Origin of the sequence: Streptomyces sp. 184 (assembly GCF_045781775.1) — a bacterium.
Classification (GTDB): Bacteria; Actinomycetota; Actinomycetes; order Streptomycetales; family Streptomycetaceae; genus Streptomyces.
In genome coordinates this window covers 4,036,145-4,052,678 of record NZ_CP123230.1, presented here as the reverse complement: position 1 = coordinate 4,052,678, position 16,534 = coordinate 4,036,145, and the positions used below count along the sequence as shown (strand labels likewise).

Here is a 16,534-nt window from a genome sequence, read left to right as displayed (position 1 = left end):
CGCGCCGGTCAGCCGTCCGGGGTCCCGTCCTGCGGGGGCGCGAGGCTGCTGCGGTACGGGGGCATGAAGCGCATCCGCGGCATCTGATCGGCGAGCACGCCGCCGTCCACGACGAGCCGGGTCCCGGTCAGGTACGCGCCGGCGTCCGAGGCGAGCAGCAGCAGCGCGCCCACGCACTCCTCGGGCCGGGCGTAGCGGCCGAGGGGGATGCGTGCGCGGTACGCGGCCTCGAACTCCTCGCGGGCCAGCGGGAACTCGCCGTCGATGGGCGTGTCGACCATGCCGGGAGCCAGGGTGTTGGCGGTGATGCCGTGCGGCGCCAGCTCCACCGCCAGGGTCTCGGTGAGCAGTTGGGCGGCGGCCTTGGCGGCGTTGTAGTGGGCCAGGCCGGCCTCGGCGACGAGCGCGTTCTTCGAGGTGACGGTGATGATCCGGCCGGGCACCCCGTCGGCGACCATGTGCTCGGCGACCCGCTGGGAGAGGAAGAACACCGCGTCGGCGTTGACGCGCATGACGCGCGACCAGCTCTCCTCGGTGATCTCGTTGAAGCGCTCCAGCGCCGCGGTGCCCGCGTTGTTGACGAGGATGTGCAGCGGCCCCGCCGCCGCGCGGATCCGGTCGGCGAGCCCGGCCAGCTCGCCGGTGCGCGCCAGGTCCTGGCCGTACGCGCGCACTCGCCGGCCGCGGGCCCGTACCGCCGCGGCCGTCCCCTCCAGCCCGGGCGCGTCCGGCAGGTCGACCAGGACCAGGTCGGCGCCCGCCTCGGCGAGCCCGGTGGCGAAGACGCGGCCCAGGCCCCGGGCGGCGCCGGTGACGACGGCGGTGCGCCCGGTGAGGTCGAACCGGCCGGCGCCGGCGGCCGGGTCCCCCGTGCCCGGCCGCCGCTCCCCCTGCGCGCCGGTCACGACAGCCCCAGCAGGTCGAGGGCCGGCCGGTGGATCAGCTTCTCCACCTCGTCCCGGTCCAGCGGCGGAAGCCCGGGGATCCCCGGGATCCGGGCGATCTCGCGCAGCCCGGCGACCGAGGCGTCGACCGTGGTGAAGGGGTAGTCGCTGCCGAAGAGCAGCTTGTGCCAGACGCCGTACTCCTGCACCAGGCGCAGGCTGTGCCAGAGCTGGAACGGCCGGTAGTGCAGGGCGCTGACGTCCGCGTAGACGTGCGGGTGCTTGCGGATGACGGCGATGCACTCGCCTTCGAAGGGGTGGCCGAGGTGGGCGAGAACCATGCGCAGCTCGGGGTGGCGGATGGCGACGGCGTCCAGGTGCCGGGGCATCGCGTACTCCAGCGGGGCGGCCGAGACGAACGTCGTGCCGGTGTGCACCAGCAGCGGCAGCCCGTGGCGCTCGGCGTAGCCGAAGAGGTCGTCGTACGCCTCGTCGGCGGGGTCGAAGCCCGCGTACATCGGCATCAGCTTGATGCCGGCCAGGCCCAGCTCCTGGTGGCCGTGGCGCAGTTCGTCCTGCCAGCCGGGCTGGGTGGGGTCGAGCGAGAGGTAGCCGGTGAGCCGGTCGGGGTGCGCCGCGGTGTACGCGGCCACCGCGGCGTCGTCGACCCACAGCCCGCTGCGCCGGGCCTTGCCGCCGACGACGATGGTGCGCGTGCCCTCGGGGGCCGCGGCGGCGTAGTCCTCCCAGCGCACCGTGAGGTCCACCTCGCCGGCGTGGGCGCGGGCGGCCTCGGCGCGGAAGTCCTCGTCGAAGTCCGCGCCGGGCCGGAAGAGATGGGAGTGGACGTCGGTGATCATGCCGGTGCGCTCCTGTTCCGCTTCTCCCAGCCGTCCTCGAACATGTTCCAGAAGCGGTGGGTGGGCGGGTGCTCGGCGAAGACCTCGTCGGCGAGTTCGACGCCGAGGCCGGGCGCCGTGGGCAGCCCGATGCGGCCGTCGGCGATGGGCAGCGTGCCGCGCAGGGCGTCGAAGACGTATTCCTCCAGCAGCCCGTCGAAGGTCTCCAGCACCTTGAGGTTGGGGATGCCGAGCGCCGCGTGTACGGAGACGGTGGTGCACAGCGGCGAGTTGGAGTTGTGCGGGGCGACGAGCATGCCGTGCGCGTCGGCGATGGCGGCGATCTTGCGCACCTCGGTGAGCCCGCCGGCCATGGACAGGTCGGGCTGGACGATGTCGACGGCGTGGGTGGCGAAGAGCTGCTTGTACTCGTAGCGGTCGTGGAAGTGCTCGCCGCCGGCGATGGGGAACGACGCGCGCCGGCGCAGTTCGGCGTAGCGCTCGATGTGCGTCCAGGGCAGCGGCTCCTCCAGCCAGCCGATGCCGTACGGCTCCAGCTCGTGCAGCAGCCGCACCGCGGTGGGCATGGCGAAGCGGGCGTGGCCCTCGACGAACAGCTCGACGTCCGGGCCGATCGCCTCGCGCACGGCGGCGACCAGGCCGACGGAGCGGCGCAGCTCGGCCGGGCTCAGCTCGTGCAGCCCGGAGCCGAAGGGGTCGAACTTCAGCGCGCCGTAGCCCTTGGCGACCGTCGCGCGGGCCTTGGCGGCGAACACCTCGGGGTCGCGCTCCCCGTCGTACCAGCCGTTGGCGTAGACGGGGACGCTGTCGCGGCAGGCGCCGCCGGTCAGCCGGTAGGCGGGCACGCCGAGGGCCTTGCCCATGAGGTCGTAGAGCGCCTGGTCGAGGCCGGAGAGGACGACGCCCCCGACGTCGCCGCCGCGCAGGAAGTCGCCCTGGTGCAGCCGGAGCCAGATCTCCTCGACGTCGAAGGGGTCGGCGCCCAGCAGATGGCGGCGGCTCATCGCCTCGGCGAGCGCGCAGACCTCGCGGCCGCGGTACGGGTGGGTGATCTCGCCGACGCCGGACAGGCCCTCGTCGGTGTGGACGCGGACGTAGCCGAAGTCGCGCCAGGCGGTGCCGAGCATGAGGGTCTCGACGCGGCTGATCCGGCCGGCCGGGCCGGTGGGGCGGGAGGTGTCGACGGTGAGCATCAGCGGGCCGCCCCTTCCGCGCCGGCCCGGGTCGCGCCGCCCATGGTGGAGGCGTGCTCCAGGTCGCGGGCGCCGCCGTCGGCGAGCGCGGCGGCGACGGCGGCCTCGGTGGCCTCCAGCAGCCGGTCGACGTCGGCGTCGGCGTGGGCGTAGGAGAGGTGGCTGCGCTTGAGGTTCAGGGGCAGCTCGAAGATCCCGTGCGCCAGCAGCCGGCGGCGGTAGCCGACGAAGAGGCCGGCGTCGTTGGCGAGCAGGTCGGTGTACGTCCGCGGAGCCCGGTCGGCGCCGCCGTCGTAGCCGGGCATGAAGTACGTGACGAAGACGGAGCCGTATCCGGTGACGGCGACGGGCACTCCGAGGCGCTCGTAGACGGTGCGCAGCCCGGTGCGTACCCGCTCGCCGAGCCGGAAGACGTGGTCGTGGACGGGCTCCTCGCGCACCTTGCGCAGCGTGGCGAGCGCGGCGGCCACCACGGAGGGGTGGCCGTTGTAGGTGCCGGCGAAGAAGGCGGGGGCGCCGGGGCGGGTGGAGAACAGCTCCATCAGGTCGGCCCGGCCGCCGATGGCGCCGGCGGGGGCGCCGTTGGCGATGGCCTTGCCGAGGGTGGTGAGGTCGGGGGTGACGCCGGAGATCTGCTGCCAGCCGCCGAGGGAGTGCCGGATGCCGGTGATGACCTCGTCGAAGACGAGCACGCTGCCGGCCTTCGCGGTCTCCTCGCGCAGTGTGGTCAGGAACTCCCGGTGCGGCAGGAGCGCGCCGACGTTGTGCGGTACGGGCTCGACGATGACGGCGGCGATGTCGGCGCCGTGCTCGGCGAAGCAGCGGCGCACGGCGGCGCTGTCGTTGAACGGCAGCACGAGGGTGGCGTCGAGGACCTCGGGCAGGATGCCGGCGGAGATCGGGTCGTGGCCGCCGACGCGGTCGGGGGCGGAGATCACGTTGAGGCTGACCGAGTCGTGCCAGCCGTGGTAGCAGCCCTGGAACTTGACCACCAGCCGGCGGCCGGTGGCGGCCCGGGCGACGCGCAGCGCGTGGAACGTCGCCTCGCTGCCGGTGCTGGTGAGCAGCACTTTCTCCAGCGAGGGCACCAGTGCGCACAACTCCTCGGCGAGCCGGATCTCGCCCTCGGTGACGCCGACGCCCATGTGGCCGAGGACGGCGCCGGCCTCGGCGGCGGCGCGGGCCACGTCGGGGTCGTTGTGGCCGAGCAGCGGCGGGCCGAAGGCCGCGTGGTAGTCGGTGAACTCGGCCCCGTCCGCGGTGCGGAAGCGGGCGCCGCCGGTGCCGGCGACGACGAGTCCCGGCAGGCCCGGGATGCTGCGCTGGCCGCTGTTCACCCCGCCGGGCACGACCCGCTGGGCGCGCTCGGCGAGGGCTGCTCCGGCTCCGGCGGTGGTGGCGTCCGGGCCTGGGCTCATGGTGCGTGCTCCTTGCGTCGAGTGTCTCGGTTCCACGGGCCCTGCCCGGCCCGTGAACCCTGGCGCCATCCGCCCGGCAGTCGTCGCAGGAGAGGTGCAAAAAAGGTGGTGCGTACAGTGAGTTGAGTTATTCAGAACGCTGTTCTGCCTTACCGAACAGAGCCAGACTCTACGGCCGAAAAAAGCGCCGGTCAACCCCTTGGGCTCGACGGGACCCCGACCTCACCCCCTAAGCTGTTCGGTCATGACGAACAGAGCGGATGCCGACCAGCCGAAGTACTGGGTCAAGAGCGTGGGGCGCGCGGCCGAGATCCTGGAGGCTCTCGCGAGCCCGCCGCCCGGCGACGGGCTGAGCGTCACGGAGGTCGCGCAGCGCTGCGGGGTCTCCAAGAGCACCGCGTTCGGCACCCTCCAGACGCTGCGCGCCTTCGGCCTGGTCTCGGACGACGGCGAGGGCATGAGCCGGCGCTACCGGCTCGGCATGGGCCTGGCCCGGCTCGGCGACCGCGCCCGCTCCCAGGTCTCGCTGCGCCGGCTGGCCCACCCGGTGCTGCGCGACCTCAGCGCCCGTACCGGCATGGCCTCCCGCGTCGCCGTACCCGAGGGCGGCCTGGCCGTCGTCGTGGACCAGGTCGAGATCGACCACCGCGTCCGGCTCGACCTGCGCATGGGCGAGCGTGAACTCCCCCACTGCACCGGCCTGGGCAAGGCCCTGCTCTCGGCGATGCCCGAGGCCGAGGCGGCGGCGGTGATCGAGCGGCACGGCCTGCCGCGGCGCACCGGCAGGACGATCACCGACTCCGCGACGTTCCTGGCCCATCTGCGCGACATCGCCCGCGTCGGCTACGCGCTGGACGACGAGGAGGACGCCGAGGGCATCATCTGCATCGGCGCGCCGGTGCGGGACGACCGCGGCGCCTGCGCCGGGGCGGTCAGCATCACCGGCCTCAAGCTCGGCCTGCCGGCCTGGCGCTACCAGGAGTTGGGCGGCGAGGTGCGGGACGCGGCCCACCGGATCAGCCGCGAGCTGGGCTGGCCGGGAGACGCCGGCGACACGGCCGCCTCGCCGGACGGCACACCGCCCGGGACCGCCGCCCGCTGACCCGCCCGCCTGCCGCTCCCGGCCCGCCCGCGGAAAACCGGCCCTTGACCGATCGGCGGGGGCGGCCGTACCTTTCCAGCCATCCGCCGCGGCCTTCCGGTCGGCGGCGCGACATGCACTGGACCCGTCCCCGGCGCCTGCCCTTCACGCCCGGGACCGGCCACCGGCAGCAGCCGGCGGCCCGCGGTCCACAGGCCATCCGCCGTCACGGCAGTCACCGCAGGAACGCTTCTCACGATCCGGACCTTCTCGGAAGGCGAAGTCCGCCATGAGCGTTCCGCAGCACCCGAGCACCGCCCGCCGCAGCATGCTGCGCGTCACCGGTCTGGCCGGCCTGGCCGCCGCCGGTGCCGCCGCGGCCTCCTCCGGCACCGCCCAGGCCGCCGCCCCCGCGCGCCCCGGCGACCGCGGCCGCCGCCGCAGCGGCGTCGCGGACTTCCGCGACCACGGCCACACCGGCCCCCAGCGGCCGGCCGACGACGCGCTGGACAAGATGCTCGCCGACCCGGGCGTCCACCGCATCGAGGCCCACACCGACCTGCTCTTCACCCGCCGCCACACCACGGACCGCTCCGACATCGAACTGGACTTCGGCGGCAACCGGATGCTCACCGAGGGCATCGAGGAGAACGACCACGACAACCCCTTCGGCGCGGTGCTGTTCTTCCGCGGCAAGGTCACCGGCACCGTCCACGAGCACAGCCTCGGCGCCGAGCTGCCGGAGCTGTCCGACGTGTACGAGGTCGGCGACTCCGGCGTCTTCGGCGTCGGCCAGTGGTGGGCGGTCGAGTCGGACGCGGCCGGGGCCGGCCGCTACGAGAAGGAGATCCAGCGGCTCGTCCAGGTCACCGGGATCGTCGACGGCACGCACATCCGCGTCGGCTACCAGACCGGCTGGCCGCTGGCCGCCGGCCGCACGCTGACCTGGACCCGCGTCGAGCCCGTCGAGCGGGCGCACGTGCGCAACGTCGTCTTCGAGGGCGCCGGCGACGACCAGTACAGCGGCTCGCACCCGGTGGCCTACGAGTACGCCGTCGGCTGCGACGTCTCCGGCATCGAGGCGACCGGCACCTTCTGGCCGGTGGTCATGCGCCGCTGGTGCACGCGGTTCCGTACCGAGAACTGCACGCTGGCCAACCCCAGGTCAGTCACGTACGGCGGCGCGGGCTATCTCACCCAGCAGATCTACTGCCTCTACGGGCACGTCTCGAACTGCCGCACCTCCAACGCCCGCCACCTCAACGACTTCACCGCCTCCGCCCACTGCTACGTCACCAACTGCCACGGCGACGGCGACGACCAGGGCCCGTTCGTCACCCACGGCCAGTTCGAGCACGACCTCGTCTACACCGGCAACTCCGGCCTGATGACGTTCGCCAACTCCGGTGCCGCCTGGGGCGGCGCGGCCAAGCGGATCACCGTCCGCCGGCACGTGTGCTCCTGGTTCGTCGCCCGCGTCAAGGTCACCGACCTGACGCTGGAGGACGTCACCGTCATCGGCAAGGAGGCCCTGGACGGCTCCGGGATGCTGTGGGTGAACGCCGACGGCGCGCAGATACGCGGCTGTACGGCCAGCGGGCCGCTGATCGTCTCGCAGTCCTCCGCCAGGTCCGCGCGGCCGAACGTCGTCGCCGACTCGGCGTTCTCCTTCGCGCCCGGCGCCGAGATCACCGCCCCCGGCGTCGAGGCCCCGCTGACGCTCCAGCGCACGGTGCTCGACGGCGCGGCGGGCGCGGCGTTCAACGGCACCGGGCCGCTGGTCCTCGACCACTGCCGGGTCACCGGCGCCCCCGGCGCCGACCCCGTGTCGTACGCGCACGCCGACATCACCGTCGAGGGCGGGGTGTTCACCGACACCGGGATCAAACTGACCGGCCCGGGCGGGCAGCGGCTGCGCCTGGACGGAGCGCGGCTGTCGGGCACCAACAAGGCGGGCGCGCTGCTGTCGCGCGGCGGTGCGGACCGTACCGTCACCTGGCAGCTCACCGGCGTCGACTCCACCGCCGGGGACGGCACCGCGCACGTCGCGCTCGACGGCGGCGTCAACCGCTACCGGGCGCAGGGCTGCACCTTCACCGGCGGTCGTCTCGAACTGAAGCCCGCCGCCTTCGCGGACGGCGCCTCGCACCTGCTGCACACCGGCTGCGTCGAGGACGGCGTGGCCCGGGCCGCGCTGCCGGACGAAGGCGACCGCGTCGTGCACACCGCGGGCAACCTGCGGCTCTGACCGGTCCCCCGCACCCCCGACCGCCCTCACCCAGCACAGGAGTTCCCCGTGTCCACGCATCCCCCGATCACCGCCAGGCCCGTCCGCGTCGCCGTCGCCGGCGCCGGGAACCGCGGGCGCACCTACGCCGACTGGGTACGGGCCCACCCGGAGCGGGCCGAGCTGGTCGCGGTCGCCGACCCGAGCCCGGCCGCCCGGGCGGCGGTGGGCGCGCCGCGCGAGTTCGACGACTGGCGCGCGCTCGCCGCCGCGGGAGTGGAGGCCGACGCGGTCGTCGTCGCCACCCAGGACCGCGACCACGTCGACCCGGTGCTCGCCTTCGCCGGAGCCGGCTACGCGGTGCTGGCGGAGAAGCCGCTCGCGCCCACCGAGGAGGAGACCCGGCGCATCGTCGAGGGCGTCGAGCGGGCCGGCGTGCTCTTCGCCGTCTGCCACGTCATGCGCTACATGCCGTACACCGACCTGGTGAAGGAGGTCGTGGACTCCGGCGTGCTGGGCGAGGTGGTCTCGCTCGACCATCTGGAGCCGGTCGGCTGGTGGCACTACGCGCACAGCTACGTGCGCGGCCCGTGGCGCAGCGAGGCGTCGTCCTCGCCGATGCTGCTGGCCAAGTCCTGCCACGACCTGGACTGGATCGCCTACGTCACCGGCAGCCGGATCGAGCAGGTCACCGGCTTCGGCGGGCTGGGGCACTTCCGCCCCGAGAACGCCCCGGCCGGCGCCGCGGAGCGGTGCGTGGACTGCGCGGTGGAAGCGGACTGCCCGTACAGCGCGCCGAAGCTCTACCTGCCGGTGCTGCGCGAGAAGGGCCCGGTCTGGCCGGTCACCCACGTCACCGACGCGACAGACCCGACCGACACGGCCGGGCTGATCGAGGCGCTGCGCACCGGCCCGTACGGGGTGTGCGTCTACCGCGCGGACAACGACGTCGTCGACCACCAGGTCCTCGCCATGCAACTGTCCGGCGGGGCCACGGCCACCTTCCAGATGGTCGCGTTCACCGAGCAGACCCACCGCCAGACCCGCATCTTCGGCTCGCACGGCTGGCTGCGCGGCGACGGCGAGAGCGTCACCGTGCAGGACTTCCGCACCGGCGAGACCACGGTGCGCACCGTCGGCGCCGCCGGCTCCAACGCCGCCGACGGCCACGGCGGCGGCGACGCCGGGCTGATGGACGCCTTCGTACGGGCCGTCGCCACCGGCGAGGCGGGCGTGCTGCGCTCCGGCACCGCCGCGTCGCTCGGCAGCCACCTCGCCGCGTTCGCCGCGGAGCGCGCCCGGCACACCGGCACCGTCCAGGCGGTGCCGGCCCGCTGACATCCGCACCCGCCCCCACGAGCCCTTTTCCCGCCCCATCCCCGGAGGAAGCCATGACCCTGATCCACCACCGGCGTTCGCGGACCAGAGCCGTCGCCGTACCGCTGCTCGCCACCGCACTGGCCGGCGTCGCGCTCGCCGGCTGCGGCGGCAGCGACGGCGCGGGCGGCGGGAAGGGCACCGTCACCATGTGGACGTACCCCGTGATCTTCGACGAGGCGAAGAACAAGGCGTACTGGGACGGCATGGTCGAGAAGTTCGAGAAGGAGAACCCGGACCTCTCGGTGAAGGTGGAGACCTACCCCTGGGCCGACCGCGACACCGCGCTCGGCACCGCCATCGCCTCGGGCAAGGGCCCGGACGTGGTCTACCTGGTGCCGGACCAGTTGCCCAAGTACGCGCCGAACATCGTCCCGGCCGACGACTACATGCCGGCCGGTGCCAGGTCGGACTACACCGACTTCGCGCTGGAGTCCGTGACGGTCTCCGACCAGGTCCTCGGCACCCCGGTCCTCACCAGCGCCAACCCGCTGATATGCGACAAGCGGGTCTTCGAGGCGGTCGGCGAGGACTCCTACCCCGAGACCTGGGAGGACCTGAAGGCGCTGGGCCCGAAGATGAAGGACGAGGGCTACTACGCGCTCAGCTACACCGGCGACACCGCGCAGACGCTGAACATGACGTTCTACCCGCTGCTGTGGCAGGCCGGCGGCGAGGTCTTCGCCGAGGACGGCGGGTCCGTGGCGTTCGACGACGCGGCGGGCGTCGAGGCGCTGACGTACCTCACGGAGTTCGTCGAGGAGGGCTACACGCCCAAGGACCTCATCACCACCACGCCGAACCTGGAGCAGACCCCGGTCGCCAAGGGCAAGGTCGCCTGTACGTGGACCAACGTCACCGCCGACGTCGAGCCGTTCTGGGGCCGCGGGAACATCGTCGTCCAGCCGCCGCTGACCGGCGAGAAGTCGGTGGGCTACGGCACCGTGGGCGCGCTGTCGATGCTGAAGGGCGCCGACGCCGAGGCCGCCGGCAAGTGGATCAACTTCGTCGCCCAGCCGGAGAACGCCGCGGAGCTGGAGAAGGGCGCCGGCTACTTCCCGGCCCGTAAGTCGGCCGACGACCTCTACCCGGACGACGAGCTCCAGCAGGCCGTCGCCGACACGCTGCCCGCCATGAACGCGGGTCCCCTTCAGGACAAGGCGCGCGAGGTGATGGGCGTGCTCGCACCCGAACTCCAGGCCGCGCTGCTGGGCAAGAAGAGCCCCGAGGACGCGCTGGACGCGGCGGCCGAGGCGGCCGACGCGCAGATCGCGCGCTGACCGGCACGGCCCCCTCCCCTCCCCGTAGCCCCGCAAAGCCCCGTGCGGCCCGGACCACCGGCGGTCCCGGGACCGGCCGCGGGCCGCACGGACAGCGCGCCCGGCCGGCGGCGCCGAACCCCTGCCGCCGGCCGGGCCGCGCAACCACCGCACCACCCCCGTACCGCAAGGAGACCCACCGTGGCAGTCGTCGCGGAACCCACCCGGAACAGGCGCAGGCGCCGCAGCGGGCCGCACGCGCGCCGCGAGGCCCGCATCGGGCTGCTGTTCGTCCTGCCCTGCTTCCTGCTCTTCCTCGCCTTCCGGTTCGGCCCCGCGGTCGCCGGGGTGCTGATGAGCTTCACCGACTACACCCTGACCGGGGGCGGCAGCTTCATCGGCGCCGACAACTTCACCCGGCTCAAGGACGACCCGCTCTTCTGGGACGCGCTGAAGGTCACCGTGGTCTACACGGTGCTGGCCGTCCCCGGCACCATCGCGGTCTCGGTGGGGCTCGCGCTGCTGACCCGGCGGGCGTTCCGCGGCTCGAAGGTCTTCCGGTCGGTGTTCTTCCTGCCGGTCGTCACCTCGCTGGTGCTGGCCGCCACCGTGTTCGTGTGGATCTTCTCCACGGGCGGCCCCTGGTCGACGGTGACGGGCTGGACCGGGCTGCCGGAGGAGTCGTGGCTCTCGCACGACACGCTGGTGGTGCCCGCGCTGGCGCTGGTGGGCATCTGGTCGCGGTTCGGCTACGGGATGCTCATCCTGCTGGCGCGGATGCAGGACATCCCGCGGGAGCTGGAGGAGGCCGCGCTCACCGACGGGGCCGGTCCGTGGCAGCGGTTCCGGCACATCGTGCTGCCGCAGTTGCGGCCGGCGCTGTTCTTCCTCGCGGTGATCGAGACGACGGCCTCGTTCCAGGTCTTCGACGCGGTCTACACGATGACCGGCGGCGGCCCCGCCAACTCCAGCTACACGCTGGTCTTCCAGCTCTACGACGCCGGCTTCAAGTACTTCGACCTGGGCTACGCGGCGGCGATCGGCGTGGCGCTCTTCGCGCTGACGCTGGTGGTCGCGCTGGTCCAGCGGCTGACGATCGGGAAGGACGACTGACCATGACCTCGGCCCCCGCCAAGACCCCGCACAAGGAGCGCGCCGCCGGCCCGCCCGCCGTGCCCCGGGAGCGTCCGGCCGGGCTCGCCGCCCGGCGCGCCGAGCGCCGCCTGCGGCGCGCCGCGAACCGCGACGTCGTACCGCACGCGATGCGCGGCAGCACCGGCGGGCGGATAGTCCGCGGCCTGCTCCTGGCCCTGGCCGCCGTCGTCACGGTCTTCCCGTTCTACGCGATGGTCGTGCTGTCGCTGAAGCCCGCGGCGGCGGTGGAGTTCCCCGGCAGCCTGGTGCCGTGGCCGCTGGGCGGCGAGGCGTACGAGAGCGTCATGAACTCCCAGGACGTGCCGCGCTGGCTCTTCAACACCCTGCTGTACTCGCTGGTGTCGGTGGTGGGCGTGCTGCTGCTGTCGTCGCTGGCGGGCTACGCCTTCGCCAAGAAGCGCTTCCCCGGGCGGGAGGCGATGTTCTGGTCGTTCCTGTCGATGGTGATGGTTCCGTACCACGTCACGATGATCCCGACGTTCGCGATGATCGCGAAGCTCGGCGGCGTGGACACGTACTGGGGCCTGATCGTGCCGACGCTCGCCAACGCCCAGGCGGTGTTCCTCATGCGGCAGTTCATCCAGGGGCTGCCGGACGAGCTCTTCGAGGCGGCGCGCCTGGACGGGTGCAGCGAGCTGCAGATTTTCGGGCGCATCGTGCTGCCGCTGCTCAAGCCGATCCTGGCCACGCTCGGCGTCTTCGTCTTCCTGTGGCACTGGAACGACTTCCTGTGGCCTCTGGTCATCGGCCAGTCCACGGACATGCGCACGCTCACGGTCGGCATCGCCTCGCTCCAGCAGCAGAACGTGCCGCTGAACGTCGTGCTGTCCGGCTCCGTCATCGCGTTCGTGCCCATCTTCGCCGCGTATCTGGTGGGCCAGCGCTACTTCACCGAGGGCGTCACGGCGTCCGGGATCAAGGGGTGAGAACCGATCGTGTTCGCTGACGAGAAAGCGCTCGAAGAGCGTCTGGCCACCGCCTCGCCGGGGCTGGTGAAGGACATGGCCCGGCTGGAGGGCGACCTGCTGGTGCTCGGCGCGGGCGGCAAGATGGGGCCGAGCCTGTGCCTGCTGGCGCGGCGCGCGCTGGATGCCGCGGGCCGTACGGACGTGGCGGTGCACGCGGTGTCCCGCTGGTCGGACCCCGCCGCGGCCGAACGGCTCCGGGCCGCGGGGGTGCGTACCGTGGCCTCGGATCTGATGGATCCGGACGCCGACCTGGCCGCGCTGCCGGACGCGGGGAACGTCGTGTTCATGGTCGGCGCCAAGTTCGGCTCCGCCGGGGCGCCTTCGCACGCCTGGGCGGTGAACGCCGGGCTGCCGGAGCGGGTCGCCCGCCGCTGGGCGGACGCGCGGGTCGCGGCGTTCTCCACCGGCAACGTCTATCCGCTGGTGTCGGTGGGCACCGGCGGCTCGGCCGAGTCGGACCCGGTGGGGCCGGTCGGCGAGTACGCCATGTCGTGCCTGGGCCGTGAGCGGCTGTTCGCGCACGCGGCCCTCACCCACGGCACGAAGGTGGCGCTGCTGCGCCTCAACTACGCGGTCGACCTGCGCTACGGGGTCCTCGCCGACGTCGCCCAGCGGGTGCACGCCGGCGAGCCGGTGGACGTCACCACCGGGCACGTCAACGTCGTCTGGCAGGGGTACGCCAACGAAGTCGCCCTGCGCGCGCTGCTGCACGCCCGGGAGGGGGAGCCGTTCACCCTCAACATCACCGGTCCCGAGACCGCCGCGGTGCGCCGGCTGGCGCACCGGTTCGGCGCCGAGTTCGGCACCGAGCCCGTCTTCGCGGGAACGGAGGCCCCCACGGCCCTCCTCTCCGACGCCGCGGCCTGCCACGCTCTCTTCGGCTACCCGGACGTCCCGCTGCGCACCCTCGTCGGCTGGCAGGCCGACTGGCTGCGCCGCGGGCTGCCGCTGTCCGGCAAGCCCACCAAGTTCCAGGTACGCGACGGAAGGTTCTGAGCCGCCCCATGCCCACCGACCGCCCCACCCCGCTGGACGTCCTCGCCGACGGCGCCGTCATCCCCGCCCACCCGCTCGCCCTGACCGCGGACCGGCGCCTGGACGAGCGCCGCCAGCGCGCCCTGACCCGCTACTACCTCGACGCCGGCGCCGGCGGCATCGCCGTCGCCGTGCACACCACCCAGTTCGCCATCCGCGAGCCGCAGGTCGGCCTGCTGCGGCCGGTGCTCGAACTCGCCGCGGAGACGGCGGCGGAGAGCACCGCGGCCTCGGGCCGGCCGGCGGTGAGGATAGCCGGAGCCTGCGGCTACACGGCGCAGGCCGTCGCCGAGGCCGAGCTGGCCGCGTCGCTGGGCTACGACGCCGTGCTGCTCAGCCCCGCCGTCCCGGGCGCCAACGAGGAGGGGCTGCTGGAGCGGGCCCGCGCCGTCGGCGAGGTGCTGCCGGTGATCGGCTTCTATCTCCAGGAGGCCGTCGGCGGGCGGTACCTGTCGCCGTCGTTCTGGGCGGCGCTGGCCGACCAGCCCTCGACGGCCGCCATCAAGATCGCGCCGTTCGACCGCTACCGCACCGCGGACGTCGTCCGCGCGGTCGCCACCGCCGGCCGCGCCGGGGAGGTCGCGCTGTACACCGGCAACGACGACGACATCGTCGGCGACCTGCTCACCCCGTACGACACGGCCGCGGGCCGGCGCTGGTTCGCCGGCGGGCTGCTCGGGCAGTGGGCGGTGTGGACCCGGCCGGCGGCCGGGCTGCTGGCGGACGTGCGCCGCGCCCGCGCCGGTGACCACGAGGCGCTGCTGCGGTGCCTGGCGCGCCGGCCGCAGCTCACGGACGCCAACAGCGCGGTCTTCGACGTACGGGGCGGGTTCCGCGGCTGCATCGCCGGGGTACACGAGGTGCTGCGGCGCCAGGGGCTGCTCGCGGGCACCTGGTGCCTCGACCCGGGCGAGGCGCTCTCCCCGGGGCAGGCCGACGAGCTGACCCGCGTCGCCGCCGCGTACCCGTGGCTGACCGACGACGACTTCGTGAAGGAGCACCTGGATGACTGGCTCCGCTGACCGCGTCGCCGCCCGGGACCGGGTGGTGGTGTGCGTACCGCCCAAGCTGCGCGCGCAGTTCTTCACCGGCGGGGTGTGGCGGCGGCTGGCGGACGCCGCGGAGCTGACCGTGCTCGACGAGCACGGCGACCGGGCGGCGCTGGCCGCCGCGCTGCCCGGGGCCCGGGCGCTGGTCACCGCGTGGGGCGCGCCGCGGTTGGACGCCGGGCTCCTCGCGGTGGCCGACCGGCTCGAACTCCTCGCGCACACCGGCTCCGCCGTCGCGCCGTACGTCACCGAGGACGCCTTCGCCCGCGGCGTACGGGTCACGCAGGCCGGCGACGCGATGGCCCGGCCGGTCGCCGAGGTGGCGCTCGCCTTCACCCTCGCCCTGCTGCACCGCATCCACCGCTTCGACCACGCGATGCGCCGCGGCGCCGACTGGGAGAGCGCCGGGCAGGCGCCGGACCGGCACGAGCTGGGCGCGAGCACGGTGGGCGTCATCGGCGCCTCGCGCACGGGCCGCGCGTACATCGAGCTGGTCCGCGCCTGCGGCGCCCGGGTGGCGGTCACGGACCCGTTCCTGTCCGAGGCGGACGCGGCGGAGCTGGGCGTACGGGTCCTGCCGCTGGACGAACTGCTGCGCACCAGCCGCGTCGTGGCGGTGCACGCCCCCGCCACGGAGGCGACCCGGCGGCTGCTCGGCGCCCCGCAGTTGGCGCTGCTGGCAGACGGCGCGGGGCTGGTCAACACGGCGCGGTCGTGGCTCGTGGACGAGGACGCGCTGCTGGCGGAGGTGCGCACCGGCCGTATCGACGCGGCCCTCGACGTCTTCGACGCCGAGCCGCTGCCCGCCGGGCACCCGTTCCGTGAGTTGCCGAACGTGCTGCTGACCCCGCACCAGGCGGCGGGCACCGCGGAGTGCCGCGAGCGCCTGGGCGAGTTCGCGGTCACCGAGGTGCTGCGGCTGCTGGCGGGCGAGGAACCGCTGTACCCGGTGGACGCCACGGCGCTGACCCGCCTGTTCTGATCCGCCTGTTCTGATCCGCACGTTCCGCTGCGCGGGCACCGGCCGGGCCGGGCAGTAATCGGATGGCCGGGCCCTGTCCGCCGATGGCAGGATCCGGCCATGGAACCGCAGGTGACCCCCGCGGAGCCGGACCTGCCCTGGCTCGGCCCGCCGATCGACGCCCGTCCGCTGTTCGCCCCCGAGCAGCGGGCGCTGATGGCCACGCTGCGCGCCCTTCGGCCGGGTGACTGGCGGCGCGAAGCGGTGCCGGGCTGGACGGTGCACGACGTGGCCGCACACCTGCTCGGCGACTTCTACGGCCGGCTCGCCCGCGAGCGCGACGGGCACACCGGCGGCCCCGCCCCCGCGCCCGGCGAGCCGCTGGCCGCGTTCATCCACCGCGTCAATAAGGAGTGGGTCGACGCCCACGCCCGCGTCAGCCCCGCGTCGCTGACCGGCGCGCTCGACGCGGCCGGCGCCGGGGTCGCCGCCCACTTCGCGGGCGACGCGCTGCGCGGTGCTTCGCTGGGCGTGTCGTGGGCCGGGGCCGAGCCGGCGCCGCGCTGGCTGGACGTGGCGCGGGACTTCACCGAGTTCTGGACGCACCGGCAGCAGATCCGGCACGCCGCCGGGCAGCCCAGCGACCCCGCGCCCGGCCCGCTGGCCGCGGTGCTGGACACCTTCATGCGGGCCCTGCCGCACACCCTGCGCGACACCGAGGCGCCTCCCGGGACCCGGGTGCGCATCGCGGTGCCGGGCCCGGGCGGCGGTGCCTGGACGGCGACGGCCACCGCGCCCGGCCCGGCCGGGGGCGCGCGATGGTCGCTGGCCGCGCCCTCCGGGGAAGTCGAGCCGGACGCGCTGGTGCGGCTGGACGCGGAGACCGCCTGGCGGCTGTGCGTCCGGGGCGTGGAGCCGGCGGCGGCCCTCGCCCGCGCCGAGGTCCGCGGCGACCGGCGGCTGGCCGGGGCGGCCTGCCGCATCGTGTCGATCATCCGCTGACCGGCGGGGGGCTATGGTCCGCGCCCCCGGCGCCGGGCGACGGGGGCGTCGGGCTTTTTCATCAG

The 16,534-nt window shown here is 74.2% G+C and carries 14 protein-coding genes; 10 read left to right on the top strand and 4 right to left on the bottom strand.

The features are described from left to right. Nucleotides 1-8: 8 nt before the first annotated feature. The 4 genes from QBL21_RS16915 to QBL21_RS16900 are packed head-to-tail and all read right to left on the bottom strand — an operon-like array spanning nucleotide 9 to nucleotide 4,355. Nucleotides 9-905 carry an SDR family NAD(P)-dependent oxidoreductase gene (locus QBL21_RS16915; protein ID WP_407563031.1) on the bottom strand — a complete coding sequence of 299 codons (897 nt, stop codon included), beginning with the start codon at nucleotides 903-905 and terminating at the stop codon, nucleotides 9-11. Further along, nucleotides 902-1,744, bottom strand: coding sequence for an amidohydrolase family protein (locus QBL21_RS16910; RefSeq protein ID WP_407563030.1), 843 nt, complete (start codon nucleotides 1,742-1,744; stop codon nucleotides 902-904). Before QBL21_RS16910 ends, QBL21_RS16915 begins: the two co-directional genes overlap by 4 nt. Continuing rightward, on the bottom strand, nucleotides 1,741-2,937 hold the full coding sequence (locus QBL21_RS16905) for a mandelate racemase/muconate lactonizing enzyme family protein (RefSeq protein ID WP_407563029.1): 1,197 nt from the start codon (nucleotides 2,935-2,937) through the stop codon (nucleotides 1,741-1,743). Before QBL21_RS16905 ends, QBL21_RS16910 begins: the two co-directional genes overlap by 4 nt. Beyond that, nucleotides 2,937-4,355, bottom strand: a complete 1,419-nt coding sequence (locus tag QBL21_RS16900) for an aspartate aminotransferase family protein (RefSeq protein ID WP_407563028.1) — start codon at nucleotides 4,353-4,355, stop codon at nucleotides 2,937-2,939. Before QBL21_RS16900 ends, QBL21_RS16905 begins: the two co-directional genes overlap by 1 nt. A gap of 244 nt (nucleotides 4,356-4,599) precedes the next feature. Between QBL21_RS16900 and QBL21_RS16895 the strand changes: the two genes are divergently transcribed. From QBL21_RS16895 to QBL21_RS16850, 10 genes are all read left to right on the top strand, one after another. Further along, nucleotides 4,600-5,457, top strand: a complete 858-nt coding sequence (locus QBL21_RS16895) for an IclR family transcriptional regulator (protein ID WP_407563027.1) — start codon at nucleotides 4,600-4,602, stop codon at nucleotides 5,455-5,457. 307 nt (nucleotides 5,458-5,764) lie between these two features. Further along, entirely contained in the window at nucleotides 5,765-7,684 is a 1,920-nt protein-coding gene (locus QBL21_RS16890; protein ID WP_407566453.1) for a peptidase C14, read from the top strand. A 48-nt stretch (nucleotides 7,685-7,732) separates the two neighbouring features. Continuing rightward, nucleotides 7,733-9,001 (top strand): Gfo/Idh/MocA family protein, encoded by a 1,269-nt coding sequence (locus QBL21_RS16885; protein ID WP_407563026.1) that lies wholly within the window; start codon nucleotides 7,733-7,735, stop codon nucleotides 8,999-9,001. A gap of 53 nt (nucleotides 9,002-9,054) precedes the next feature. After that, a complete protein-coding gene (locus QBL21_RS16880) occupies nucleotides 9,055-10,320 on the top strand; it encodes an extracellular solute-binding protein (RefSeq protein WP_407563025.1) in 1,266 nt (421 codons plus the stop codon). 180 nt (nucleotides 10,321-10,500) lie between these two features. Continuing rightward, the gene (locus QBL21_RS16875) at nucleotides 10,501-11,412 is read left to right on the top strand and encodes a carbohydrate ABC transporter permease (RefSeq protein WP_407563024.1); all 912 of its coding nucleotides are present in this window, start codon (nucleotides 10,501-10,503) and stop codon (nucleotides 11,410-11,412) included. Nucleotides 11,413-11,414: 2 nt separating this feature from the next. After that, the gene (locus QBL21_RS16870; protein WP_407563023.1) at nucleotides 11,415-12,380 is read left to right on the top strand and encodes a carbohydrate ABC transporter permease; all 966 of its coding nucleotides are present in this window, start codon (nucleotides 11,415-11,417) and stop codon (nucleotides 12,378-12,380) included. Between the two features lie 9 nt (nucleotides 12,381-12,389). Further along, nucleotides 12,390-13,418 carry an NAD-dependent epimerase/dehydratase family protein gene (locus QBL21_RS16865; protein WP_407563022.1) on the top strand — a complete coding sequence of 343 codons (1,029 nt, stop codon included), beginning with the start codon at nucleotides 12,390-12,392 and terminating at the stop codon, nucleotides 13,416-13,418. Between the two features lie 8 nt (nucleotides 13,419-13,426). Then, nucleotides 13,427-14,479 (top strand): dihydrodipicolinate synthase family protein, encoded by a 1,053-nt coding sequence (locus tag QBL21_RS16860; protein ID WP_407563021.1) that lies wholly within the window; start codon nucleotides 13,427-13,429, stop codon nucleotides 14,477-14,479. After that, nucleotides 14,463-15,488 (top strand): hydroxyacid dehydrogenase, encoded by a 1,026-nt coding sequence (locus QBL21_RS16855; RefSeq protein ID WP_407563020.1) that lies wholly within the window; start codon nucleotides 14,463-14,465, stop codon nucleotides 15,486-15,488. The genes QBL21_RS16860 and QBL21_RS16855 overlap by 17 nt, the downstream gene beginning before the upstream one ends. 99 nt (nucleotides 15,489-15,587) lie before the next feature. After that, nucleotides 15,588-16,469, top strand: coding sequence for a maleylpyruvate isomerase family mycothiol-dependent enzyme (locus QBL21_RS16850; RefSeq protein ID WP_407563019.1), 882 nt, complete (start codon nucleotides 15,588-15,590; stop codon nucleotides 16,467-16,469). Nucleotides 16,470-16,534: the final 65 nt, after the last annotated feature.